We start from the raw sequence: 24174 nt of genomic DNA, 5'->3' as shown, positions 1-24174 counted from the left end.
ACTGCCGAGCGCCGGCCGGGGGCTCGCCCAGCCGCCCGGCCGAACACCGAGCCGACACCTCATCAGGGCACGACAACGGCCGCCACCGCACGAGCGCTCACCCCACGCGCGCGGGGAGAACCGGCGCGTCAGCGCGCCCCGCCGAATCCACCGCGCCACCCGGGCCGGGCAGCCGCAACGGCACCGACCGGGGACGGGCCGCCGCACCACGGCCTCTGCTCGTCGCCAGGACTTCGCGGTACCTCAAGTGGCCGTGGCTGTCCGCGCCCAGGCCGTGCCAGCGGCGGTCCGACACGCTCAGCTCCAGGTCCGCGTCCGGCCACGAGCCGGCCGCCAGGAGCACCGAGCCGCGGTTGCGGACGCGGCCGGCCAGGCGCCGGGCCAGCTGGGGGCGCACGCTGCCCGCCAGCGAGCGGCCGAGGACCACCAGGTCGAAGCCGTCCACCAGCGCCGACACCACAGCGACCGGCTCCGCGCCGGGGTGCGGCACCAGGGCGACCCGCTCCAGGTCGACGCCGAGTTCGGCGGCCGCGGCCAGGCCCAGCTCCGGCAGGCCGGTGACCGCCGCCCAGGAGCCGTCGCGGGTGGCGGCCGCGAGCAGGGCCAGCACCAGCGACGTCGCGCCGCGCACCGACACCGTGGTGCCGCGGCGCAGGGCGCCGCCGGGCAGGAGGTGGGCCAGCGCGGGCAGCACCGCCAGCTGCCCGGCCGGGTCCGGCTCGCCCAGCTGCGCCGCCGTGCGGACCCCGGGGATCCCCGCCAGCGCCTCCGGCACCGCCACGCCACCCACCTCCAGCACCACGTACTCGCACCGGAGACACCCGCGTGAGGAAGCCACAGGCGAAACCAGGAGAATCATCGAACACTTGTTCGCATAGTGCGAGACGGCAGGGCCCCGTGTCAAGCCGGGCTCAACCGATCGGGGCCGCCAGGCGTGTACCGGCCATGGACGAAAACACCCCGCCGGAGGACCCCATCGGCCCGCTGGTTCTCCCTCGAGCCTCCACCGTCGCCGACCGGGGCCAGGCACTGACCGGCCGTCGTGGACGGCGGGACGTGCCCGGCACGACCACCCCGACCACCTGGCCCACGATCGGCCTGCCCGCGCACCCGTTGTGACGCGGATCGCGGTCACGTCTTCCGCCGCCACCTCGTCCAGGGGGTGAAGCGAGAAAAGAGGACGAGATGCGCCGGATCCTGATCGTCGGTGGTGGGTACGCGGGCTTCTACACCGCCTGGAAGCTGGAGAAGAAGCTGCGCCGCGGCGAGGCCGAAGTCACCCTCGTCGACCCCCGCCCCTACCTGACCTACCAGCCGTTCCTGCCCGAGGTCGTCGCCGGGTCGGTCGAGGCGCGGCACGCCGCCGTGTCGTTGCGGCGACACCTCGAGCGCACCCGGATCATCGCCGCGAAGGTCACCGCCGTCGACCACGCGCGCCACGCCGTCACGGTGCGGCCCGCCGACGGCGAGCCCTTCGAACTCGGCTACGACACCATCGTCGTCACCGCCGGGGCGGTCACCCGGACCCTGCCGGTGCCGGGCATCGCCGAGCAGGCCATCGGGCTCAAGCACGTCGAAGAGGCCGTCGCGATCCGGGACCGGCTCCTCACCGCCTTCGACCGGGCCGCCGCGCTGCCGGCCGGGCCGCTGCGGCGGAAGCTGCTCACCGTCACCTTCGTCGGCGGTGGCTTCTCGGGCGTCGAGGGCTTCGGCGAACTGCTGTCGCTCGCGACCGCGCTGCTCGAGCGCTACCCGGAACTGCGCCGCGACGAACTGCGCTTCCACCTCGTCGAGGCGTCGGGCCGGATCCTGCCCGAGGTCACCGACCGGCCGGGGCGCTGGGTCGTGCGGGAGCTGGAACGGCGAGGCGCGCGCGTCCACCTGGACACGCTGGTGACGTCGGCCGAACACGGCCACGTAAGGCTTTCGACCGGCGAGGAGTTCGACTCGGAGCTGATCGTCTGGACCGCGGGCAACGGCGCCAACCCCGTCATCGGCCGGCACACCGACCTCCCCGTCGACGAACGCGGCTACGTCGTCGTGCGGCCGGATCTGCGGGTCGAGGGCGTCGCCGACGCCTGGGCCGCCGGGGATGACGCCGCCGTGCCCGACCTCGCCTCGCCCGTTCCCGGCGCGCGGACCGTGCCCAACGCCCAGCACGCCTACCGGCAGGGAAAGCTGCTGGCACGCAACATCGTCGCGACGCTGCGCGGCCGGGCGCCCCGCGACTACGTCCACCACAGCCTCGGCGCGATCGCGACGCTCGGCCTGGGCCGCGGGATCTTCCAGTACCGGCGGCTGGTGGTCACCGGGCTGCCCGCGTGGCTGATGCACCGCGGCTACCACGTGCTCGCCGTGCCCACCTGGGAACGCAAGGTCCGGGTGCTCGCGGTGTGGCTGGCGCAGGCGCTGTTCGGCCGCGACATCCTGTCGCTGGCGTCGGTGCAGCACCCGCGGGACGCCTTCGTGGCAGCGGGCCTCACCGTCACCGGCGAGGCCCGCCCGCCTCAGCCCGCGAACGGGCTCGCGTCGATCGCGCAGGTCTTGCCCGCGGCCGGGAACGCCCCCGAGATCAGGTAGTCCCGCTTGACCTGCTCGGTGCACGTGCTCGGCACGTACATCGACGAGTGCCCGTACCCCTCGGTCACGAACACCCGGGCGCGCGCCAGTTCCGCGGCGCCGTCCCGGGCTCCGTGCAGCGGCGTCGAGGGGTCGTACCGGTTGTTGAGCACCAGGATCTCCGCCGACGTCGGGCGGTTCCACGGGCCGGTGAACCGGTCGTCGGCCGTCGCCCGCCAGAACGCGCAGCTCATCATGTCCAGCACGGCGATCCGCCCGAAGTACGGGACGCGCTGGTCTTCCGACTCGGCGTACCGGCTGTAGACCGCCGGGTCGGTCGGGACGTCGCTGTCACTGCACTGGATCGCGTTGAAGGCTTCGGTGCGGTTGGACGTGTACGGCTCCCCCGCCTTCAACGCCCGCGCGGCCTGCGGGGCGTCGTAAAGCCGCTGCAGCAGCGAAGCGATGTCCGGCCAGCCGCGGGAGTCCGACAGGTCGGCCGCCGCGTTGATGATCCCCGAGTACGTCCACGTCTCGCCGTCCACGGTGATCGGCGCCTGCTTCGCGCGGGCGGTCAGCGCCGCCCACTTCGCCTTCGGGTCACCGGAGGAGAACGCGCACTTCGGGCCGGCTTCGGTGCACAGGCGCAGGAACTGGTCGAACGTCTGGGAAATCCCGGTGGCGACGTCCTGGCGGGTGTCCAGCGGGACGGTCTTGCCGGCGCCGTCGTGGCCGGTCGCGTTGCCCGCGAAGTCCATCGTGCCGTCGAACACCATCGCGCGGATCCGGTCCGGGAACAGGTTCGCGTACGTGGCCCCGAGCTGGGTGCCGTAGGAAATCCCGTGGTAGGTCAGCTTCGGGTCGCCGACCGCGCGGCGCAGCAGCTCCAGGTCCCGCGCGGTGTCGGCCGTCGAGACGTGCTCCAGGATCGGGCCCGCCTTGGCTTGGCAGCGGTCCGCCAGCTCCTGGGACTTCGCGTAGAAGGCCGCGTTGCCGCTCGCGTCGCCGGGCATCTCCGGGAAGGAGCCGAAGAACGACTCCTGCTCGGCGAGGGTGTCGAAGCAGCGCACCGCCGTGCTGCTCCCGATCCCGCGCGGGTCCCACGACACGACGTCGAAGCGGGCGCGCAGCTGGTCGGAGAACAGCCACGGCCACTTGCCGCGCTCCCGCAGCCGCTGCAGGCCGGACGCGCCCGGGCCGCCGAAGTTGACGAACAGCGTGCCGATCTTGTGCGCGGGATCGGTGGCCGGTTCCTTGATGAGCGCGAGGTCGATCTTCGAGCCGGCCGGGCGGTCGTAGTCCAGCGGCACCTTCGCCGTGGCGCATTGGAAGCCGTCCTGGCAATCGGTCCAGCTCAGCCGCGGCGTGGGAACGCTGTCGGCGGCGGCGTAGGCCACCGCCGGTGCGGCCATCGAGACCCCGAGCGCGACGATCAAGCCGCGCACGAAGCCTCCCCCAGTGAGACGACGCACGAAGAATCCTTCCGTCAGGAGAAAACGATCACCCCCACAGACGGGCGAGGGGGCGGGGAGGTTGGCAGGGCGGGCGAAAAAGATCAGTTCGCCCGTGAGTGGTTCGCGGGAGGCCGGGCGAGGGTTCCCGCCCGCGCGGACTGGCGCCGGGGTGGCGCGGACTTGTGCTTCATGTCTATAGTACTAGGCAACTAGTTAAATGGAGTTGCCGATGATCGAGTTCCACCTGGACGCGAGGTCCGGCTTGTCGCCGTACCAGCAGCTGGTCCAGCAGGTGCGGCACGCACTGCGCCTCGGCCTGCTGAACGAGGGGGACCAGCTCCCGAAGGTCAAGGACGTGGTCGCTTCCCTCGCGATCAACCCGAACACCGTGCTGAAGGCCTACCGCGAGCTGGAGCACGACGGGCTCGTCTCCGCCCGGCCCGGCGTCGGCACCTTCGTCACCGCGACGCTGAACGGCGGCGCGTCGTTCGCCGTGCTCGGGCCGCTGCGGCAGGACCTGCGCCGCTGGCTGGGCAAGGCCCGCAAGGCCGGTCTCGACGAAGAGAGCATCGAGGCCCTGTTGATGTCCACGTTTCGCGACTCCGCCAGAGAGGACATAGCGTGACCGTCCTGCGTGCCCAGGGACTGGGCAAGAAGTACAAGCGCAACTGGGCGTTGTCCGGCTGCACCCTGGAAATCGAGCCCGGCCACGTGACCGGGCTGGTCGGCCCGAACGGGGCGGGCAAGTCCACTTTGCTCAACATCGCGTCCGGCATGCTCGAGCCGACCACCGGCACGATCGAGGTGTGCGGCGGGGTGCCCGGCAGCGGGCCGGAGCAGCTGGCGAAAGTCGGCTACGTCGCGCAGAACACGCCGGTCTACAGTGGACTGAGCATCGCCGAGCACCTGCGGCTCGGCGCGCACCTCAACCCGCGCTGGGACGCCTCGCTCGCCGAGAAGCGGATCGAACGGCTGGGGCTCGACCCGAAGCAGCACGCCGGCAAGCTGTCCGGCGGCCAGCGCGCGCAGCTGGCGCTGACGATCGGCATCGCCAAGCGGCCGGAGCTGCTGCTGCTCGACGAACCGGTCGCCGCGCTGGATCCGTTGGCGCGGCGGGAGTTCCTGCAGGACCTGATGGAGGCGGTGGCCGAGCACGAGTTGTCCGTCGTGATGTCCTCGCACCTGGTCAACGACCTGGAACGGGTCTGCGACCACCTCATCGTGCTCGTCGATTCGCAGGTACGCGTGATCGGCGAGGTCGAGGAACTGCTGGCCACCCACCACCGGCTCTCCGGGCCGCGGCGGGACGTCGAAACGCTGCCCGCGGACCAGCACGTCGTCTCCGCGAAGCACACCGACCGGCAGACCACCGTGCTCGTCCGCACCGAGGCGCCGATCCTCGATCCCGTGTGGACGGTCGCGCGGCTCGGCCTGGAAGACCTCGTCCTCGAGTACATGAGCAACCCCGCCCCCGCCCGCCCCGCCCTGGAGGTCTTGAGATGACCTGGCTCACCTGGCGCCAGTTCCGCGTCCCCGCGCTGTCCGTGTTCGCCGCACTGGCCGCGATCGGCGTCGTGCTCGCGATCACCGGACCGGAACTGGTCGGGCGCACCGACTTCTCCGACCAGGACACCCTCTTCGGCGGGACGATCCTGGTGCTCTACCTGCTGCCTGCGGCGATCGGCGTGTTCTGGGGCGTCCCGCTGATCACGCGCGAACTGGAGAGCGGCACGCACAGTCTCGTGTGGAACCAGACCGTCACGCGCAAGCGGTGGCTCACCACCAAGCTCGGCTTCGGCCTGCTCGTCGCGATGCCGGCGGCCGGGCTGCTCGGCTGGGCGGTGTCGTGGTGGGCGAGCCCGATCGACGCCCTTGCGGCCACGCAAACCGATCGCGGGATGCTCTCGCGCATCGCGCCGGTGGTGTTCAGCGCGCGCGGCATCGTCCCGATCGGCTACGCGGCGTTCGCCCTCGCGCTCGGCGTCGCGATCGGGATGCTGCTGAAGCGCACGGTGGCCGCGATGGCCGTCACGCTCGTCGTGATCGCCGCCGTGCTGCTCCTGGTGCCGAACTTCGTGCGGCCGTACCTGCTGCCGCCGCAGACGATGACGGTCGCGATCGTCGGCGAGGACATCACGAACATCACCGGCGACGACACCCACGGGATCATGGAGATCGGCGTGCGGAACCCCGCCGGCGCGTGGGTGCTGGCGAACGAAACCGTGGACTCGGCAGGCAACGTCGCCGATCCGCTGCCGGATTTCGTGCAGAGCTGCGCCCCGAGGCCGGGCCAGGGTCCGCCGGAGCGCGGCAGCATGCAAGCGTGCATGGCCCAGCTCGGCCAGCACGGTTACCAGCAGCGCCTGACCTACCAGCCCGGTTCCCGGTTCTGGCCGCTGCAGTGGCTCGAACTCGCGCTCTACCTCGCGCTGACCGCCCTGCTCACCTGGTTCTGCTTCCGTCGCGTCCGCCACCTTTCCTGATCGGATTCCTGGGGGAATCATGCGCACCCTCGCGGTAGCCACCGCCTTGACCTTGACGCTGTCCGCGGCGCCCGCTTCGGCGAGCACGACGCCGTTCCTGCCCCGCCCGACCGGCCACGAGCCCGTCGGCGTCAGCACACTGTCCGTTGTGGACCGTTCGCGGCCCGACCCGTGGGTGCCGTCGGTGCCCTACCGGGAACTGATGGTCTCCCTGTTCTACCCGGCGACGTCGGCGCACGGCCCCACCAAGCAGTACATGACGCCGCTGGAGTCCGAGCGCAACCTCGAACGGGAGAACATCCCGGGGCTGCCATTGGACGTCCTGAGCACCGTCCGGACGAACGCCGTCGTCGACGCGCGCCCGGCCGGGCGGTGGCACGGCCTGCCGCTCGTCGTGCTGTCGCCGGGCTGGACCCAGCCCCGCGCGACGCTCACCGCGCTGGCCGAAGACCTCGCCAGCCGCGGGTACGCCGTAGCGGCGATCGACCACACCTACGAAAACCGCGCGACCACCTTCCCCGACGGCCACGTCACCGGCTGCGCCGCCTGCGAAGTCGACGACCAGCCGGGGTTCTGGGAGAAGTTCACGCGGGTCCGGTCGAAGGACGTGTCGTTCGTGCTGGATTCCCTGCTGCGCTCGAAGAAGTGGGGCGCGCTGATCGACCCCGCGCGGATCGGTATGACCGGGCACTCCGCGGGCGGCGCGGCCACGACGCAGGCGATGCTGGCCGACGCGCGGATCCGCGCCGGAGCCGACATCGACGGCAGCATCCACGTGCCGCTGCCGTCGTCCGGGCTGGCGCGGCCGTTCCTGTTCCTGGGCAGCATGGACAACTACGTGCCGGGGCAGCCGGGGCCGTACGACGACTGGGAAACCGACTGGCCGCACCTCACCGGCTGGAAGCGCTGGCTCATGGTGTCCGGCACGGTCCACTCGTCGTTCACCGACCTCGGGGTGCTCGCCGCGCAGCTGGGCATCGACCTCGGCGCTTCGATCGACGCGACCCGCGCACTGGCCGTCACGCGAGCCTACGCAAGCGCTTTCTTCGACCAGCACCTGCGCTGCCGCCCGCAGCCGCTGCTGGCCGCGCCCTCGCCCGCCTACCCGGAAGTGACCTTCATCGGATGAAGAAGACGATTCTGCTGGCCGTCACCGCACTCGCGGTCACCCTGACCGCGCCCGCCGCCTCGGCGGACCCGCCGCTCGCGCTGGCGAAACCGACCGGCGACCAGCCGGTGGGCACGGCTTCCCTGTCCCGGGCCGACCTCTTCTACCCGGCGGTTTCCGCGCTGGGGAAGCGGAAGCGGTTCATGACCGAAGCGGAGGCGAAAGCCGCCCTCGGCGAAGCCGGGATCACCACGATCCGGCCGTCGGTGCTCACGACGGTCCGCACCGACGCGTTCGTGGACGCGCGCCCGGCCGGGCGGCACCTGCCGCTGGTCGTCCTGTCCGCCGGCCCGGAACTGACGTCGCTCGCCGAAGACCTGGCGAGCCACGGCACCGTGGTCGTCGTGGCCGGCCGCGGCGCGGACATCCCGTCGGTGCTGGATTCGCTGCTCGGCTCGAAGTGGGCGGAGCTGATCGACCCGTCGCGGATCGGTTCGGCCGGCGGCGCGAACACGAGCGACGCGCGGATCAAGGCCGGTCTCGACCTCGACGGCACCGCGTCCGCGTTGCCGCCCGACCGGCCGTTCCTTTACCTGGGCACGGAAGCGCGGCAACCGGGCTGGGACCGGCTGACGGGCTGGAAGCGCTCGCTCGTCGTCGCCGGGACGGTGCACCCGTCGTTCACCGACCTCGGCCTGATCGGCGAACAGCTCGGCCTCGGCTTCGGCGCGACGACGCCGGCCGCGCGCACCCAGGCCGTCACCGCCGCGTACGTCCGGGCGTTCTTCGACGAGCACCTGCGCGGCGAACCCCAGCCGTTGCTGGCCCAGCCGTCCGCGCGGTACCCGGAGGTGGGCTTCGCCGGGACGTCGACGCCGTACCTGCCCGCGCCGACCGGCGACCGGCCGGTGGGCGGCACGACGGTGTACCTCAAGGACACTTCGCGGCCCGACCCGTGGGTGCCGTCAGTGCCCTACCGCGAGCTGATGGTCTCGCTGTTCTACCCGGCGGCGTCGGCGAACGGCCCGAAGACGCGGTACCTGACGCCGGAGGAATCCGCGGCGCTGCTGGCGGGCAGCGGCCTCGACGTGCCGCCGGACCTGCTCACGACGATGGTGACGAACGCGGTGGCCGACGCCCGGCCGGGCGGCCGGAACCTGCCGCTGGTCGTCCTGTCGCCGGGCTACACCAAGCCGCGCGCCACGCTCTCCGCGCTCGCCGAGGACCTGGCGAGCCACGGCTACGCGGTCGCGGTGCTCGGCCACACGTACGAAAACTCCGGGCAGAGCATGCCCGGCGGGCGGTTCGCCGGGTGCGCGTCGTGCGAAGTGCCGCACGACCCCGCTTTCTGGCGGAAGCTGGAGCTCGGCCGGGCCGCCGACGTGTCGTTCGTGCTGGATTCGCTGACGCGCTCGAAGTGGGGACCGCTGATCGACGCGTCCCGGATCGGCATGGCCGGGCACTCGGTCGGCGGCGCCAGCGCCCTGCCCACGATGGTCGCCGACGCCCGCGTGAAGGCCGGCATGGACATCGACGGCACCACCGAGGTCCCGCTCACCGCCCCCGGCCTGGACCGGCCGTTCATGTTCGTGAGCCACCAGCTGGCGGCCACGGCGTGCGCGCCGGGCAACGAGCCGTGGGAACGGGACTGGGCGCAGCTGACCGGCTGGAAGCGCTGGGCGGAGGTGGCGGGCACGCAGCACGCGTCCTTCACCGACGTCGGCCTGGTGGCGGACGAGTTCGGGATCGACATGGGTGCGACGACGGGCGGCCGGCGCACGCAGGACATCACGCGGGCCTACGTCAACGCTTTCTTCGACCAGCACCTGCGGGGCGAACCGCGGCCGCTGCTCGACCGGCCGGGGTACCCGGAAGTTTCCTTCTGCCGCTGAAGGAAAGGCGGAAGCGGCATCGCCCGGGGGGATGCCGCTTCCGCCGGGCTCATCCCCTCAGAGCTTGCCGCCCGCCACCGGCGGCATGTCCGGGGCGTCCTCGACCTCCGTCGCCGACTCGCGGAACAGGTGGTTCTCGACCTCGAACAGGTTGTCGCCCGCCCGCTCGACGACCGTCAGCAGCGTCGTCATCTGGGCGACCTCCTCCACCTGCTCCTTGAGGAACCAGGCCACGAACTGCTCGCCGAGGTAGTCCTCCTCGGCGCGCGCGGCCTTCGCCATCGCCTCGATCTCCGCGGTGACCGCGCGTTCCTGCGCCAGGGCCAGCTCGATCACCTCGTGCACGCTGGAGAAGTCGTTGCGGACCTCGCCGGTGCCCGGGATCGCCACCGGCTGGTCGCGGTCGAGCAGGTACCGCACCATCGCCAGCGCGTGGTTCCGCTCCTCGATCGCCTGCTGGTAGAAGCGCCTGGCCAGCCGCGGCAGGTCGCGCGCGTCCAACCAGACGGCGAGGGCGATGTACTGCTGGGCGGCGGTGAACTCGTGCCGGATCTGGGTCTGCAGCAGTTCGGCGAACTTCTGGGTCTTGGCCATCCCCACAAGGTACGACGGACCGGGGCGCGGATCTACGATCAGGCCGATGACCAGCGCACTCGACCTCTCCGGCACCATCACCTGCGTCACCGGCGCGGCCGGCGGCATCGGGCGCGGGATCGCGCTCCGGTTCGCCGCGGCGGGCAGCGCGGTGGCCGTGCACCACCGGCGTCCCGGCGCCGCCGACGACGTCGTCGAAGCGATCGAAGCCGCCGGTGGTCGGGCTCGCGCGTTCGCCGCCGAGCTCACCGACGACACCGCCTGCCACGCCCTGCTCGACGCCGTCGCGGCGTGGGGCGGGCGGCTCGACGCGCTGGTCAACAACGCCGGCGTCCAGCCGGTGGAGGCCCTCGAAGACATCACGGCCGAGCGCTGGCGTGCGATGCTGGACGCGACCCTGACCAGCGCGTTCTCCTGCACGCAGGCGGCGGCGCGGCTGCTGGGCGACGGCGGGAGCATCACGCACGTCGCGTCGATCGAGGCCCGGCAGCCGGCCCCGGGGCACGTCCACTACAGCGCGGCGAAGGCGGCGCTGGTGATGCACGCGCGTGGCGCGGCGCTGGAGTACGGGCCGCGCGGGATCCGCGTCAACACGGTGTCCCCCGGGCTGATCGACCGGCCCGGTCTCGCGCGGGACTGGCCGGACGGCGTCGGCCGCTGGCACCGCGCGGCCCCGCTGGGCCGCCTGGGCACCCCGGCCGACGTCGGCAACGCGTGCGTCTTCCTGGCGTCGCCGCTCGCGTCCTTCGTCACCGGCCACGACCTCGTCGTCGACGGCGGCGTCACCGCACGCCCGACCTGGTAATCTGGAACACGTTCTAGTTACAGGGGGTGCGATGTCCTTCCCGGTCGTCGACGGCGTCCCGCCCGGGCGTGCCCTGCTCGGCGCCCGCATCCGGGAGCTGATCGAAGCGTCCGTGCGCGTGCGCGACGACGAAGCCGGCCTGGCCGCGGCGGCGAGCCGGGTCGAGGCGGTCACCGCGGCCCTGCGCGCCGCCGGGGAAGCCCCGCCGTTGCTGCTGGCCGCGCTCGAGGACGGCGGGCACCTGAGCGTCAACAACCCGCTGGAAGGGCCCGGGAACCCGCTGGCGCCGCCGCTGTCCTGGGTGCACGTCGGCCCGGACTCGGTGCGCGCGGAGGTCCTCCTCGGCGCGGCGCACGAGGGCCCACCGGGCCGCGTCCACGGCGGCTGGGTGGCGGCGGTCCTCGACCACGTCCTCGGCCGCGCCACGGCGGCGGCGGGCTACCCGGGGATGACGGCGTCGTTGACGGTCGACTACCACCGGGGTACGCCGTACGCGGTCCCGCTCGTCGCCGAAGGCCGGCTGGAGCGGCGGGACGGGCGCAAGCTGCACGCGTCGGGGACGCTGCGGGCGGGCGAGGAGGTCTGCGCGACGGCGTCGGCGATCCTGGTCCACTTCAGCGCGGACCGCTTCCCGGTCCCCACGGACTGACGCGGCCCTCCCGCGGGGGTCGCGAATGAGTCATTGGAGACCACCGACGTCCCGAATGAGTCATTCGCGGCACCCGCCGGCGGCCCCATTGGCACCCGCAGAGACCGACCCGCCGATCGCCCGGCCCGAGGTCGCGAATGACTCATTCGGGACCACCGACGTCCCGAATGAGTCATTCGCGGCACCTCCCGACACCCGCTCGCCGCCGCCCGATGGCCGGTCAGGAGCCGACTGTCGTGTGCCGGGGTGCCGGTGAGCTCGATGTGGCCATCAGGACCGCGCAGATCGGGACCGCCATCGCCAGTGCCGCCAGCACGAACACCGGGAACAGGAACGAGAACACCTCCGTGCCGGACGGGTCCGGCGCCGCCGGGTCGAGGTGGAGGCGGACCGCCGCCATGCCCGTGTAGTGCATGCCCGTCACCGCCGCGCCCATCACCAGGCCCGCCGCCAGGCGGGGCAGCAGCTTGTCCAGGCCGACCGTGCACCACAGGGCCGCCGTGGCCGCCACCACCGCGATGACCACCGACAGCACCACCAGCACCGGGTCGTAGCCGATCGAGCCCTTGACCTGGACCGCCCACATGCCCGTGTAGTGCATCACCGCCACCGCGAGCCCGGTGAGCAGGCCGCCCAGCAGCAGGCGGCGCCAGGCGAACCGGTTGCGGACGCCGAACACCAGCAGGCCGCAGAACACCGCCGCCACCGAAAGGACCGCCGAGACCGCCGTGCGGAAGATGTCGTAGCGCACCGGCAGGCCCGGCGTCGAGAAGCCCAGCATCGCGATGAAGTGCATGACCCAGATGCCGACGCCGCCGATGGACAGCGCCGCCAGCCCCAGCCACGTCAGCCGGACGCGCGGGTTGTCGGTGGAGCGCGCCTGCAGCGTGCAGGCCAGCCCGAGGGCGCACCCCACCACCGACGTCAGGTAGGCGAGCACCACGAGCCAGTGCCCCATGGCGAAGTCTTCGTGGTTCATGGGCATTTTCCGGCTCCTGTCAGACTTTCCGCGATCGTGGTGAGTGGTGCTCGGCGAGCGCGTGCTCGGCCGCGGCGAGGAGGGTCCGCTTCGTGGACTCCGGGGAACGCGCGTCGCAGGTGACGACCTCCACCGCCGCCGGGATCTTGAGGGCTTCGCGCACCTGCGCGGGCGCGTGCTGGCGGGTGTCCTCGAACTGGTTGATGGCCACCAGGAACGGCAGGCCGCGCGACTCGAAGAAGTCGATCGACGCGAACGAGTCCGCCAGGCGGCGGGTGTCGACCAGGACGATCGCGGCCACCGCGCCGCAGACCAGGTCGTCCCACATGAACCAGAACCGGTGCTGGCCCGGGGTGCCGAAGACGTAGAGGATCAGGTCGTCGGCGAGGGTGAGCCTGCCGAAGTCCATCGCGACCGTCGTGGCGAACTTCCCCGGCACCGCTTCGGTCCGGTCGACGCCGACCGCCGCCGTCGTCATCAGCGCTTCGGTGCGCAGCGGGTCGATTTCCGAGACGGCGCCGACGAACGTCGTCTTGCCGGCCCCGAAGCCGCCCGCGACGACGATCTTGGCCGAGGTGATCAGTTTGTCAGAGTGCACGTAGTCCACTGAGGACCCTTTCGAGCAGGTCGTTGCGTTCGTCCCAGGAGGCGTCGGCGGTGAGCGTGTCGCGGATGGACACCTGGCCGGCGCTGAGCAGGTCGCCGATGAGCACCCTGGCCACCCCGAGCGGCACGCCGAGGTGGGCCGCGACCTCGGCCACCGAACGCTTCTGCAGGCACAGCTGCATCACCGCGGCCAGGGGGTTGGTCGGGCTGAAGGACGCCGTGCGGCCTTCCGCCGTGGTCTCGACGAGGGCTTCCACCGCCAGGTCGACCTTCGGCCGCGTGCGGCCGGCGGTCCAGGCGTAGGGACGGGCCAGTGCCGCCGTGTGCCGCCCGCCCTCGCGGCGCCGGCCGTCGGTCACCGGGCCGCTCCCGGGGAGGCCGCCGGCCGCGCCGGTGTCTCGACCACCTTCCCGACCCGGTCCACGAGCAACGTCATCTCGTAGCCCACCAGCCCGATGTCGCAGCCGGGGTTGGCCAGCACCACCAGGTTGGAGCCGTCGCCGACGTTCATCAGCAGCAGGAAACCCTGCTCCATCTCGATCACCGACTGCACGACCCGGCCCGCGGTGAACAGGTCGGCCGTGCCGAGCGCGAGGCTGGAGAGCCCGGACGCGATCGCCGAGAGCTGGTCGCCGCGGTCCCGCGGCAGGGTTTCGTTCGCCGCCACGAGCAGCCCGTCCGCCGAGACGAGCGCCGCGTGCGCCACCCCGGGCACCTCCTGGGTGAACGCCGACACCAGCCAGTTCCGGGACCCGTCGGTCACTTCTGTTCCTTCCTGCCGAGGACTCATCGCTGCTCCGCGTCCGGCTCGGCCGCGACCCGGTGGCGGGCCGCGCGCATGCCGCTGTAGTGCCGGGAAAGGTTGCTCCGCACCGCGGCCGGGTCGCGGAAGGACGGGTCCGCCTGCGGCGGGCGGCGCGGGGCGGCCGAGCCCGGTGCCAGCTGGGCGCCGGGCTGCCGGGTCGGCAGGCCCGAGTCGGTGAACTCGGGTTCGCCCGTGGGTCCCACCGCGGCTTCCGCGGCCTGCCGCACCTGGTCCGCGGGGCTCACCCAGCCGTCCGGACGCGCCTTCGGCGGCTTTTCCGCGAACCAGTGCGACAACATGTGGTCGAAGATCGGCGTCGGTGGACCGGCCGGCGGCACGGGTGCGGGTTCTTCGGCGGGCCACCGGGGTTCGGCCTCGGGCCGCGCGACGCCGTTGGTGCTGCCCGCGGGCAGCGCGAGCGGGCCGGGCCGCGGCGGCAGGTCGACCTGGACCAGCACGCCGGGGACGTGCACGCTGGCGGTGATGCCGGCGCTCGCGGCCCGGTTGGCCGTCGGCCGGAGCCGGACGGTGATCCCGTGCGAGGCGGCCAGCCTGCTCACCACGAACAGGCCCATCCGGCGGGTGGTCTCCGGGCTCACCGACGCCCCGGCGGCCAGCCGGGCGTTGGCCGCTTCCAGGTCTTCGCGGGTCATGCCGAGGCCGGTGTCGACGACCTCGACCAGCACGCCGCCGTCGAAGCCGCGGTCGGCGGTGAGCACGACCTGCTCGTCCGGCGGCGACGAGCGGATGGCGTTCTCCAGCAGCTCCGCCAGGATGTGCACGACGTCGGCCGCGGCTTCGGCCTGCACCGAGCCGCGCGGCGCGTTGCCGAGGGTGATGCGCTGGTAGTCCTTGACCTCCGACGTCGCCGCGCGCAGCAGCTCGACCGTCGCGACCGGGCCGGTTTCCCGCCGCACCGGCCGGCCACCGGCGAGAACCTGCAGGTTCTCGCCGTTGCGCCGCAGCCGGGTGGCGATGTGGTCGATCTGGAACAGCTCCGCCAGCCGCTGCGGGTCCTGCTCGTCGGCCTCCAGGTCTTCGATCACCGAAAGCTGCAGTTCCACCAGCGACTGGCTGCGGCGGGACAGCGTCATGAACATCTCGCTGACCTGGATCCGCATCTCGGCCTGCTCACCGACGGCGAGCCGGACCGCCTGCCGGTGCATGTCGTCGAAGGCGCGGGCGAGCTGGCCGAGCTCGTCCTCCGAGTCGATCGGGAGCGGCGGGGTCGCGCGCCAGTCGACGTCCTCGCCCGCCCGGATGCGGTCGATGGTGCCCGGCAGCCGACGGCGCGCGGTGTCGAGCGCGGCCGCGTGCAGCAGCCGGATCGGGGCCACGACCGACCGCGCGACGACGAGCGCGATGGCGAGGGCGCCGAGCAGCGACGCGAGCACCAGGGCGGCGTCGCGCAACGCGGCCGAGCGGGCCGCGTCGGTCTCCGCGCCGACCGCGTCCGAAAGCGTTTTCACCTGTTCGGCGAGGACGGTGCCGAGCACCGCGCGCTTGGCCGCGGGCCCGCCGGCGCCCGTGCTGGTCGCCGCGGCGAACCGGGCGGCGGCCGCACCGGCCGGCGTGACCCGGCGGATCTGGCCGGTGAGCACGGCTTCCTCGGACGCGGCGCGCTCGGCCACCGCGGCGCCGCCGGGCTTGCCCGCCGCCCCTTCCTGGACGGCGAGCACGGTCCTCAGCTGCGCCAATGCCGCGCCGAGCGTCGCCGACGCGTCGAGATCCGAATTCCCGGCCTGGCCGACGACGACGGGGATCACTTCGCTGAGCAGGATCGTGAAGTCGTGGTAAGCGGCGGTTTTCTCCGCCGCGGAACCGGTCTGCTGGCGCAGGCCGGCCAATTTCCCGAGCTGATCTTCCAAAGTGCCGGCGATTTCCGGGGTGAGCTGCGAAAATGCGGCGTCCCGGCGGACCGAAGCGGCTTTCCGGTCGACGGCGGCGGTCCGGTCGGCGGCGCCGTCGTGGATCATCTCGTCGTCGACGAGCCCGGCGAGTTCGGAAATCCCTTGCACGACGGGCATTTGGTCGCGCACGGCGCTGAGCCCACCGGCCCGGGCGAGTTCGCCCTGCACCCGGGACCCGGCCAGCAGCAAAGCGACCAGGACGGGCAGCAACAGCACGACGGAGATCTTGGTGCGCAGCCCCCAAGCTCCCGGATTCCAGGAGGGGGCGGAACGACGTTGGTCTTCTTTCATCGGTGGCGTGGCTCGATTCGTACCGGTGGCCCGAGAACGATTTCCGGTTCCTTTTCCGCGGAATTCAGCCGGTGACATAACTCCGGCCGCACCGGTGCTGTCAAGGAACGCGAGCCGTTTCCCCCGTACGCATCAGCTACACAGGGTGAACTTCCACCGCGCGGATTTTTACCCTTGCGGAGGGTGAGATCGATTCGAAGAACGCACGGGATCCCGTGCGGGGTAGGTGATTTTCCGCCTTGGCGGGACGAGCCCGCCCCGCCAAGGCGAAAGTGGACTCAGCCGGCGCGGCTGCGGACCGTGGTCACCCCGCCGCCGAAAGCGCCCCAATGTGGCGTTCGGTGCGTCCAGCGCACCCAATGTGGCGTTCGGTGCGTCAGACGCACCCAACGCCACATTGGGGCGCTTGGGCCGTGCGGGGGGCGGGGCGGGGCGGGGCGGGGCGGGGCGGGTGAGAGTGGACTCAGCCGGCGCGGAGCGCCGCCTGGCCACGGACCGTCGTCACGCCGGTCAGCCGGTTGTCCACCGGGTGGCTGTCGCCGTCGTAGCGGTCGTTGAGGTTCGCCACGATCTCGAACTCCGCCTGACCCGCCGCGGCGTCGGCCGCCGTGTAGCTGTAGGCGAACGGGAACTCCACGCGGCCGCCCACCGGGACGTACTGGGTCAGCGCGCCGACCTCCTCGAAGTAACCGCTCTCGCCCTTCCTGCGCAGCGAGACCGTGACCGTCTCGGCGTACCGGTTGTTCACCACGGACACCTTGACCGGCTTGGTCTGCCCGGCGCGGGCCTGGGCGGGCAGGGACAGCCCGGTCAGGGTCACGTCGTGTGTCTCGACGTGGACCACCTGGGTGCCGGTCCCCGAGCGCCCGTCGTCCGTCGTCGCGCTGATCTCCAGGCGGTAGTCGCCGTCGGCGGCGTAGCGGTGCGTCAGCTGGGCGTTCGAGGTGAGCGCCACCGAAGTGCCGTCGCCGAACTTCAGCTCGCCGCTGACCAGCGGACGGCCGAGGCGGTCACCCGCGTTCGGCGACATCGGGATGTCGTCGAACACCGACTTCGGGTCCGAGTAGAGGTACACGTTGGGCGTCAGCGCCGGCGCGGTCGTCAGGCGGATCTCGTACGGCGACGCGCCGTCGGCGTCGGTGGCCACCCGGATCCAGTACTGCTCCCCCGCGGTGGCCCGGAAGACGACACGCTTGTAGCTGTCCAGCGAAGACGCACATTCCACTTCGGACAGTCCGGCGCGTGAGGCGCCCCAGTAGACCGCGACCGACGTCGACCGCCGCTCCACGCTGATCGAGCGGGTGCGGTCCGGCGTGTAGCGATACCACACCGAGTGGTCGGCCTCGGGATCACAGCTCGCCGTCACCTCGCCCGGCTCGCTCGTGGATCGCGACAGGTCGCCCGAGAACGTCCCGGGCAGCGTCGCCACGGCGGCCGCCGCGAAGTCGTCGTTCGACTCCCGCGGGACGCTCGAGAGGTCCAGCGTGGCCACCTGACCCGCGCCGGAATACGGCTTGAACACCATGATGTGGTACGTCTGCCCGGCGGTGACCGGGAACGTCACCGACGGCCCGGTGTTCCACTCCGCGCAGGCGCCGGGCACCTGGGTCAGCGCCCCGCGCTCGCCGGTGTAGACGGCGATGAACGGCAGCTGGCCGGCGCCCGAGGGCAGCGCGCGGACGAACCCGTCGGCGGACGCGGTGTAGTCGTACCACGCGCTCGTCGCGATCCAGGAGTAGCACGACTTCGGGTCGTCGGCGCTCGTCGTCCCTTCCCCGAAGTCCTGGGTCGCGCGGAAGGGCAGGGCGGTGACGGCGGTGGCGGTGTCGAAATCGTCGTTGGCCGGTGCTTCGGCGTGCGCGGTGGCCGGCGCCACCAGCGCGGCCGCGACGGCGAGCCCGGCGACCAGCAGGCGCCGGAAAGCGGTGTGCCTCATCTTGTTCCCCCCAGAGCTCAGACGGCGGCGATGCGCGTGCCGCGCGGTTTCACGGTCGTGGCGATGGCGATCACTTCGTTGTCCGACGGCCGGGCGTCGCGCACCGGGTAGTCGAGCTGCAGCTGGGCGCGGAAGACGACCTTGCCGTCGGCCGCGTCGTCCGGGGTGAAGGTGTAGGCGAACGGGAACCGCACGGTCTTGGTGGGCCGCGCGGGCACGGTCAGGGTGAGCGTGGCGACCGTCCGCCACCAGTTCCCGTCGTTGCGGGAGAGCACGACCGTCGCCGATTCGGCGTACCGGGTGTTGCTCACGTCGACCGAGATGGACTTGCTGTCGCCTTCGCGGGCCGCGGTGGGCACGGTGAACTTGGCGATCCCGACGTCGTGCGTGGTCACCACGACCTGCGTCGTCTTGGTGGCCGTGCGGCCGTCCGGCGAGGTCGCGTGCAGGGTGACGGTGTACGTGCCGTCCGTCGCGTAGTGGTGGGAGACGGTCCCGGTGCCGGCCGGGGCGGTGGCGCCGTCCCCGAAGTCCCAGTCGACGGTCATCGGCTGGTCGATGTCGTTCCAGGACTCCGCCGAGAAGGAGACGGTGTCGTAGACCGTCGGGGACGACGGCGACTGGTAGATCGACGGCTCCAGCGCCGGCGCGTCGTCCAGGAAGAGCGTGGTCGGCTGGTACGTCCGGGACGGCCCGGTCACGCGGACGTAGTAGGTCGCGCCGGCGGCGGCGCGGAACGCGGTCGGCTGCCCGTACGAGTCGTTCTTGCAGGCGACCTGCGTCAGCTCCGGCAGGCTGGTGCCGGTGTAGACCGAGACGGCCGAGCCGTCGCCGGTGGTCCGCGCGGTGACCGACTTCGCCTCGCCGGTGTTCGTGTAGGCGTACCAGACCGAGGGGACGGTGTTGCCGTCGGACTGGCAGGTCGATCCCGGCTCATCGGCTTCGTACGACGCCACCGAGAAGTCCGGCTGCGCGGAGAACGGCAGCGCGGGCACCGGCTGCGCGCCGGCGAAGTCGTCGTTGGCCGCGGCCGGCACCGAGTCCAGCGAGAGCGACAGCGCGCCGCCCGGGACGTCGTAGCCGGAGACCATGATGGAGTACGTGGTCCCGGCCTTGGCCACGAACGTCACGTCCTGGCCGACGCCGCAACCGTTGTCGACGCCCCTGAGCGCCCCCCGGGTCCCGGTGTGGACCGCCAGGATCATCTCCGGGTCGCTGCCCGTGGTGGACGCGCGCAGGTACCCGTCCGCGGTGGCCGTGTACCGGAACCAGACCGAGCCCCGGACGTCGTACGACTGGCACCACGACGGGTCGTCGACCGCCTTCGTGGCCTCGCTCGTGTCCTGCTGCGCGGTGAACGGCAGCGCGGTGATCGCCGTCGCCTGGTCCAAGTCGTCGTTGGACGGTGGCGCCGCGTGCGCGACGCCCGGCACGAGCAGCGCGAACGCCGCGGTGAGCGCGGTGGCCAAGGCGATCCGGCCGCGCGATCGCATGGAAAGCAGCACGAGTCATCCCCCCAGATGTGTCCCGTCCCCACACTCGCGGTGGGGATCCCCGCCGGGCACATCGGCGGAGGGGGGTCCGGTGTGACCGATCCACCGGGAAATAGCCCGGACGTCGCAACCGCGCTACTGCGAGTAGACCGCGGGGTGCGGACCAATCGCACCCCGCGGTCCGCTCTCAGGCGGGCACCCGGCCCAGCCGCTCGGCCATCGTCCGGAGGAGGACGTCCTGGTGGCGGGTCAGGAAGAAGTGCCCGCCGGGCAGCGGCACCAGGTCGAAGCCACCCGTGGTGTGCTCCGCCCACGCGGCGACCTCGGCCACCGACGCCACCGGGTCCTCGGTACCGGTGAACGCCACCACCGGCGTCGCCAGCCGGACGCCCGGCGGGTGCCGGTAGGTCTCCACCGCGCGGTAGTCGTTGCGCAGCACCGGCAGGATCATGCGCACCACCTCGTCGTCGCCGAGGAGATCCGCTTCCGTGCCGCTCAGGCGGCGCACCTCGGCCAGCACCCCGTCGTCGGAGCGGGTGTGGACGCGGTCGTCGCGGTACCGGTCGGGTGCGCGGCGGCCGGAGACGAACAACGTCACCGGCGCCGGCCCCGAAGCCTCCAGCCGCCGCGTCACCTCGTACGCCACCATCGCGCCCATGCTGTGCCCGAACAGCGCCAGCGGCCGCTCGCCGAGTCCCCGCAGCAGCGCGGCGATCTCGTCGGCGAGCCCTTCGACGGTGGGGACGAACGGTTCCTTCCGCCGGTCCTGCCGCCCCGGGTACTGCACGGACAGCACCTCGACGTCCGGCGCGAGCGCGCGCGACACGGGGAAGTAGAACGACGCCGAGCCGCCCGCGTGCGGCAGGCACACCAGCCGCGCCTTCGCCGCCGGTGCCTCGTGGAACCGGCGGAACCAGCGGTCCGCGGTCACCACGTCACCGGGAGCTCGGCGACGCGGTAGACGCCCAGCCCGCCCGGCGGCACCTCCTCGGCGGGGACGGCCAGCCGCAGGCCGGGCAGGCGGGTGAACAGCGTCGAGAAGACGACCTCGAGCGCGGCCGTCGCGAAGTTCATCGCGACGCACTGGTGCGGGCCGTGGCCGAAGGTGAGGTGCGTCTTGTGGTCGCGGCGCAGGTCGAGCTCGTGCGGCGCCGGGAACGCCTCGGGGTCGCGGTTGACCGCCGGGGTGGCCAGGATGACGCCCTCGCCCGCGTGGATCGTCTGCCCGCCGACCTCGATGTCCTCGGTGGCCAGGCGCGAGATGATGTCGCCCGCCGAGATGTAGCGCAGCAGCTCCTCCACCGCGCGCGGCGCCGCACCCGCCGGGTCGGCGCGCAGGACGTCGGCCTGCGCCGGGTTGTCCAGCACCGCGAACGCGCCGAGGGAGATCATCGTCATCGTGGATTCGTTGCCCGACACCGTGACCAGCATCGCCGAGTTGAGCAGCTGCTGGAAGCCGATCTCGTCCGGCCGCTCGTCGAAGCTGGTGACCATGTGCGTGGCCAGGTCCTCGGCCGGCTCGGCGCGCTTGCGCTCGAAGAGCTTGGTGTAGAAGTCGGACAGCGTGTAGATGGCCGGCACCATCATGTCCGGCCGGGTCGCCAGGTACTGGACGTGCTCGGTGTAGACCGCGCGGTCCTCCTCCGGCACGCCGAACAGCTCCGCCATCATCATCGACGGGAACGGCACCGCGAACGCCGAGACGAGGTCCGCGCCCGGGCCGTCGGCCAGCATGCCGTCGATCAGCTCGTCGACGATCTTCTGGATCTTCGGGCGCATCGCCTTGGCCTGGCGCAGCGTGAAGCTCGGGATCACGAGTTTGCGCTGGGCGTTGTGCTCCGGGTCGTCGAGCTGCGCGAACGTCAGCGCGTCGCCCTCGGGCACCGGCTGCGGCATGCCGGTGCCGGGCATGATCTTGGCGTTGTTCGGGAAGTCCGGGTGCGAACGGGCGGCCGAGAGCCGCGGGTCGGACAGCAGCGCGCGGGCTTCCGCGTAGCCGGTGACGACCCAGGCCTGCTTGCCGTCGACGAGCTTCACCTTCGACAGCGGCGCCTTTTCGTGCAGCTCGCCGTACGCGGCGGGCGGGTGGTACGGGCACTTTCCGCGCGGCAGCGGGAAGGACGGCACCTCGGTCGAGGTGTCGAGGGTTTCGGTCACGGGAGGTCTCTCCGATCGGTGGGGGTGGTGCTGACGACCAGCGGGACCCGCTTCGGTCCGAACAGCAGATGGGATTCCTGGTACTCGACGACGCCGTCGACCGTCCACATCGGAAGGCGGTCGAACAGCGCGTTCAGCGCACCGGTCAGCTCGACGCGGGCGAGCATCGCGCCGAGGCAGAAGTGGATGCCGTGCCCGAACGTCAGGTGGCGGTTCGGGCTGCGGCGGATGTCGAACACGTCCGGTTCGGCGAACACGGTGTCGTCGTAGTTCGCCGAGAGCATCCACGGCACGACGACCGCGCCCGCCGGGATGGCGTGCCCGGCGACCTCGGTGTCCACTGTGGTGTAACGCTGCAGCCGCGTGGACGGCGGACGGCAGCGCAGCACTTCTTCGACCGCGCCCGGGACCAGCGCCCGGTCGGCCCGCAGCGCGGCCTGCGCTTCGGGGTGCTCGGCCAGCAGCACGAGGGCGTGGCCGAGGACGGCAGCGGTGGTGAGGTGCCCGGCCTGCAGGATCTGCACGGCCAGGCTCGCCACCTCCGGATCGGCCAGGCGCTCGCCGTCCAGCTGCGCGCGCACCAGGTCGGAGATCAGCCCGGGGCCCGGTTCGGCACGGCGGCGCGCGCACAGCTGCAGCAGGTAGCCCATCAGCTCGAGGAACGGGCCGCCGAGCGCGTTGTCCGCCGCCGCCCGCACGGCCGCCTCGTCGGTGAGGTCCGGCGGCTCGATCGCCATGATCTGCTCGACCAGCGACCGGAACGCACCCGCGTCGGCGGCCGGGATGCCGAACAGCTCGGCGATCATCGTGGCGGGCAGCTCGACCGTGAAGTGCTCGACCGCGTCGAAGCCGCCCGCCGGCGCGCGATCGAGCAGGTCTCCGGCGATCTCGGCCACCCGAGGGCCGAGGTCGCGCATCTTCCGCGGGGTGAACGCCTGCGCCGCCAGCCGCCGCAGCTTGCCGTGCTGCGGCGGGTCGGCGACGAGCATCATCCCCTCGGTCATGTTCGGCACGCCCTCGGGCAGCACCCGCGCCGGGTTGCTGGAGAACGTCGCCGGGTCCTTGGTGACGCGCTCGACGTCGGCGTGGGAGAAAACGTGGTGCGCGCCGGACGCGTCGACGTGCACCCCGCCCTCCTCCCGCCGGTGCCGCAGCCAGGCGAGCTGCTCGCCGAGACCGAAGCGCGCCGACGGGACGTCCTCAGTGGACAGTGCGCTGGTCACGCCCGCCGCACCCGGACCCGGACGCTCTTCGGCGTGAACAGCTCGCTCTCGTAGAACTCGACGGGCTCGCCGTCGAGCACCTCGATCGAGGAGTACCGGCGCAGCAGCGCTTCGATGCCGAACTTCGCCTCGGTCTTGGCCAGCGCCGCGCCGAAGCAGTAGTGGATGCCGTGGCCGAAGGTGAGGTTGCGGGCGGCGCCGCGGTCGATGTCGAAGGCGTCGGGGTTCGCGAAGACCTTTTCGTCGTGGTTGGCCGAGAGCAGCGACAGGAAGACCATGCTCTTCGCCGGGATGGCGACGCCGCCGAGCTCGGTGTCGGTGGTGGTGAACCGCTGCAGGCGCGGCACCGGCGGGGTGAACCGCAGTGCCTCGTCGACGGCGGCCGGGATCAGCGCCGGGTCGGCGCGCAGCCGCGCCTCGACCTCCGGGTGCTCGCCCAGCCGCAGCACGAAGTTCGCCAGCACCGACGCCGAGGTGATGTGCCCGGCCTGCAGCAGCTGGATGGCGAGGTTGACGGCTTCGTGGTCGGCGAGCCGCTCACCGTCCACTTCGGCCTGGAGCAGGTCGCTGATGAAGCCGTCACGCGGGTTCGCACGCAGCTCGGCGCACAGGCCGGCCATGTACTGCTGCATCTGGACGAGCGGGCCGAACATGGCCGCCTGCATGGCGGCGTCCATCTCGGCGGCGTCGTTCGGGTTCGGCACGGTCACCTGGAGCAGCGCCTCGGTCCAGGTGATGAACTGCGGCAGGTCGGTCTTCGGGATGCCGAGCAGCTCGGACACCACGACCAGCGGCAGGTACTGCGAGAACGCCGTGACGAAGTCGAACTCGTCGCCGGGCACCGCGTCGAGGAGCTCCTCGGCGATCTGCGCGATGCGGTCGTTGAGGTCCTTGACGCGCTTCGGGGTGAACGCGGCGCTGGCGATCCGGCGGACCTTCGTGTGCGCGGGCGGGTCCATCACCGCGAGCATGCCCGCGGACAGCTCGGCGGCGGCCTGCGGCATCACGTGCGACGGGTCGCTCGAGAACGTGCCGGGGTCGGCCAGCGCCTGCTGCACCTCGGCGTAGGTGAACACGTGGTGCATGCCGAACGGGTCGCGCAGCACCGGGTTGGCCGCGCGCATCCGGCCCAGCCACGGCAGCGTGTCCGACAGTCCGAATCGGACGGACGGCGGCAGCAGCGCCGGGTCGATCTGCGGCATGACGAAGTCGGTCATCTTGTTCCTTCTC

23 protein-coding genes are annotated in these 24174 nt (G+C 72.2%); 9 read left to right on the top strand and 14 right to left on the bottom strand.

Features of this window, described 5'->3' with window-relative positions; translation table 11 throughout:
• Positions 1–97: 97 nt before the first annotated feature.
• Positions 98–781, bottom strand: a complete 684-nt coding sequence (gene imuA', locus SD460_RS16545) for a DnaE2-dependent mutagenesis accessory factor ImuA' (protein ID WP_318306333.1) — start codon at positions 779–781, stop codon at positions 98–100.
• Positions 782–945: 164 nt separating this feature from the next.
• Here imuA' and SD460_RS16540 point away from each other — a divergent pair, with 164 nt between their 5' ends.
• Both SD460_RS16540 and SD460_RS16535 read left to right on the top strand, forming a co-directional pair.
• Positions 946–1119: a hypothetical protein gene (locus SD460_RS16540; RefSeq protein WP_290063159.1), complete on the top strand. Its 174-nt coding sequence runs from the start codon at positions 946–948 to the stop codon at positions 1117–1119.
• A 66-nt stretch (positions 1120–1185) separates the two neighbouring features.
• On the top strand, positions 1186–2580 hold the full coding sequence (locus tag SD460_RS16535; protein WP_318306332.1) for an NAD(P)/FAD-dependent oxidoreductase: 1395 nt from the start codon (positions 1186–1188) through the stop codon (positions 2578–2580).
• Here the strand turns inward: SD460_RS16535 and SD460_RS16530 are convergent.
• Positions 2508–4004: an alpha/beta fold hydrolase gene (locus tag SD460_RS16530; RefSeq protein ID WP_290061070.1), complete on the bottom strand. Its 1497-nt coding sequence runs from the start codon at positions 4002–4004 to the stop codon at positions 2508–2510. The two genes, SD460_RS16535 and SD460_RS16530, sit on opposite strands and share 73 nt — an antisense overlap.
• Positions 4005–4242: 238 nt before the next feature.
• Here SD460_RS16530 and SD460_RS16525 point away from each other — a divergent pair, with 238 nt between their 5' ends.
• The 5 genes from SD460_RS16525 to SD460_RS16505 are packed head-to-tail and all read left to right on the top strand — an operon-like array spanning position 4243 to position 9496.
• Positions 4243–4638 carry a GntR family transcriptional regulator gene (locus tag SD460_RS16525; RefSeq protein ID WP_290061071.1) on the top strand — a complete coding sequence of 132 codons (396 nt, stop codon included), beginning with the start codon at positions 4243–4245 and terminating at the stop codon, positions 4636–4638.
• Complete coding sequence (locus SD460_RS16520) at positions 4635–5516, top strand: ABC transporter ATP-binding protein (RefSeq protein WP_290061072.1); 882 nt, start codon at positions 4635–4637, stop codon at positions 5514–5516. Before SD460_RS16525 ends, SD460_RS16520 begins: the two co-directional genes overlap by 4 nt.
• Positions 5513–6496 carry an ABC-2 membrane transporter-related protein gene (locus SD460_RS16515; protein WP_290061073.1) on the top strand — a complete coding sequence of 328 codons (984 nt, stop codon included), beginning with the start codon at positions 5513–5515 and terminating at the stop codon, positions 6494–6496. The genes SD460_RS16520 and SD460_RS16515 overlap by 4 nt, the downstream gene beginning before the upstream one ends.
• Before the next feature lie 19 nt (positions 6497–6515).
• Positions 6516–7625, top strand: a complete 1110-nt coding sequence (locus SD460_RS16510) for an alpha/beta hydrolase family protein (RefSeq protein ID WP_290061074.1) — start codon at positions 6516–6518, stop codon at positions 7623–7625.
• Positions 7622–9496, top strand: a complete 1875-nt coding sequence (locus SD460_RS16505; protein ID WP_290061075.1) for an alpha/beta hydrolase — start codon at positions 7622–7624, stop codon at positions 9494–9496. Before SD460_RS16510 ends, SD460_RS16505 begins: the two co-directional genes overlap by 4 nt.
• Positions 9497–9553: 57 nt before the next feature.
• Here SD460_RS16505 and SD460_RS16500 read toward each other — a convergent pair whose 3' ends face one another.
• On the bottom strand, positions 9554–10090 hold the full coding sequence (locus SD460_RS16500; protein ID WP_290061077.1) for a ferritin: 537 nt from the start codon (positions 10088–10090) through the stop codon (positions 9554–9556).
• Between the two features lie 46 nt (positions 10091–10136).
• On the opposite strand from SD460_RS16500, the gene SD460_RS16495 reads away from it, so the two are divergent.
• Positions 10137–10895, top strand: coding sequence for an SDR family NAD(P)-dependent oxidoreductase (locus SD460_RS16495; RefSeq protein WP_318306331.1), 759 nt, complete (start codon positions 10137–10139; stop codon positions 10893–10895).
• Positions 10896–10926: 31 nt separating this feature from the next.
• Positions 10927–11544 carry a PaaI family thioesterase gene (locus SD460_RS16490; RefSeq protein ID WP_290061079.1) on the top strand — a complete coding sequence of 206 codons (618 nt, stop codon included), beginning with the start codon at positions 10927–10929 and terminating at the stop codon, positions 11542–11544.
• Between the two features lie 220 nt (positions 11545–11764).
• On the opposite strand, the gene SD460_RS16485 is transcribed toward SD460_RS16490, so the two are convergent.
• The 11 genes from SD460_RS16485 to SD460_RS16435 form a co-directional block, all read right to left on the bottom strand.
• The gene (locus SD460_RS16485; protein WP_290061088.1) at positions 11765–12523 is read right to left on the bottom strand and encodes an MHYT domain-containing protein; all 759 of its coding nucleotides are present in this window, start codon (positions 12521–12523) and stop codon (positions 11765–11767) included.
• Between the two features lie 19 nt (positions 12524–12542).
• A complete protein-coding gene (locus SD460_RS16480) occupies positions 12543–13130 on the bottom strand; it encodes a GTP-binding protein (protein WP_290061080.1) in 588 nt (195 codons plus the stop codon).
• Positions 13111–13488, bottom strand: a complete 378-nt coding sequence (locus tag SD460_RS16475; protein ID WP_290061081.1) for a DUF742 domain-containing protein — start codon at positions 13486–13488, stop codon at positions 13111–13113. The genes SD460_RS16480 and SD460_RS16475 overlap by 20 nt, the downstream gene beginning before the upstream one ends.
• Positions 13485–13919, bottom strand: a complete 435-nt coding sequence (locus tag SD460_RS16470; protein WP_290061083.1) for a roadblock/LC7 domain-containing protein — start codon at positions 13917–13919, stop codon at positions 13485–13487. The genes SD460_RS16475 and SD460_RS16470 overlap by 4 nt, the downstream gene beginning before the upstream one ends.
• Complete coding sequence (locus tag SD460_RS16465; RefSeq protein ID WP_318306330.1) at positions 13916–16060, bottom strand: ATP-binding protein; 2145 nt, start codon at positions 16058–16060, stop codon at positions 13916–13918. Before SD460_RS16465 ends, SD460_RS16470 begins: the two co-directional genes overlap by 4 nt.
• Before the next feature lie 538 nt (positions 16061–16598).
• Positions 16599–18071: a hypothetical protein gene (locus SD460_RS16460; protein WP_318306329.1), complete on the bottom strand. Its 1473-nt coding sequence runs from the start codon at positions 18069–18071 to the stop codon at positions 16599–16601.
• Positions 18072–18088: 17 nt separating this feature from the next.
• Positions 18089–19576, bottom strand: a complete 1488-nt coding sequence (locus tag SD460_RS16455; protein ID WP_290057979.1) for a PKD domain-containing protein — start codon at positions 19574–19576, stop codon at positions 18089–18091.
• 175 nt (positions 19577–19751) lie between these two features.
• On the bottom strand, positions 19752–20495 hold the full coding sequence (locus SD460_RS16450; RefSeq protein ID WP_290057980.1) for a thioesterase II family protein: 744 nt from the start codon (positions 20493–20495) through the stop codon (positions 19752–19754).
• Positions 20492–21721, bottom strand: a complete 1230-nt coding sequence (locus SD460_RS16445; protein WP_290057981.1) for a cytochrome P450 — start codon at positions 21719–21721, stop codon at positions 20492–20494. Before SD460_RS16445 ends, SD460_RS16450 begins: the two co-directional genes overlap by 4 nt.
• The gene (locus SD460_RS16440) at positions 21718–22944 is read right to left on the bottom strand and encodes a cytochrome P450 (RefSeq protein WP_290057982.1); all 1227 of its coding nucleotides are present in this window, start codon (positions 22942–22944) and stop codon (positions 21718–21720) included. The genes SD460_RS16445 and SD460_RS16440 overlap by 4 nt, the downstream gene beginning before the upstream one ends.
• Positions 22941–24161 (bottom strand): cytochrome P450, encoded by a 1221-nt coding sequence (locus tag SD460_RS16435; protein ID WP_290057983.1) that lies wholly within the window; start codon positions 24159–24161, stop codon positions 22941–22943. The genes SD460_RS16440 and SD460_RS16435 overlap by 4 nt, the downstream gene beginning before the upstream one ends.
• Positions 24162–24174: the final 13 nt, after the last annotated feature.

It is taken from the genome of Amycolatopsis solani, assembly GCF_033441515.1.
GTDB classification, from domain to species: Bacteria; Actinomycetota; Actinomycetes; order Mycobacteriales; family Pseudonocardiaceae; genus Amycolatopsis; species Amycolatopsis solani.
This window is presented reverse-complemented; position numbering and strand designations above follow the sequence as displayed.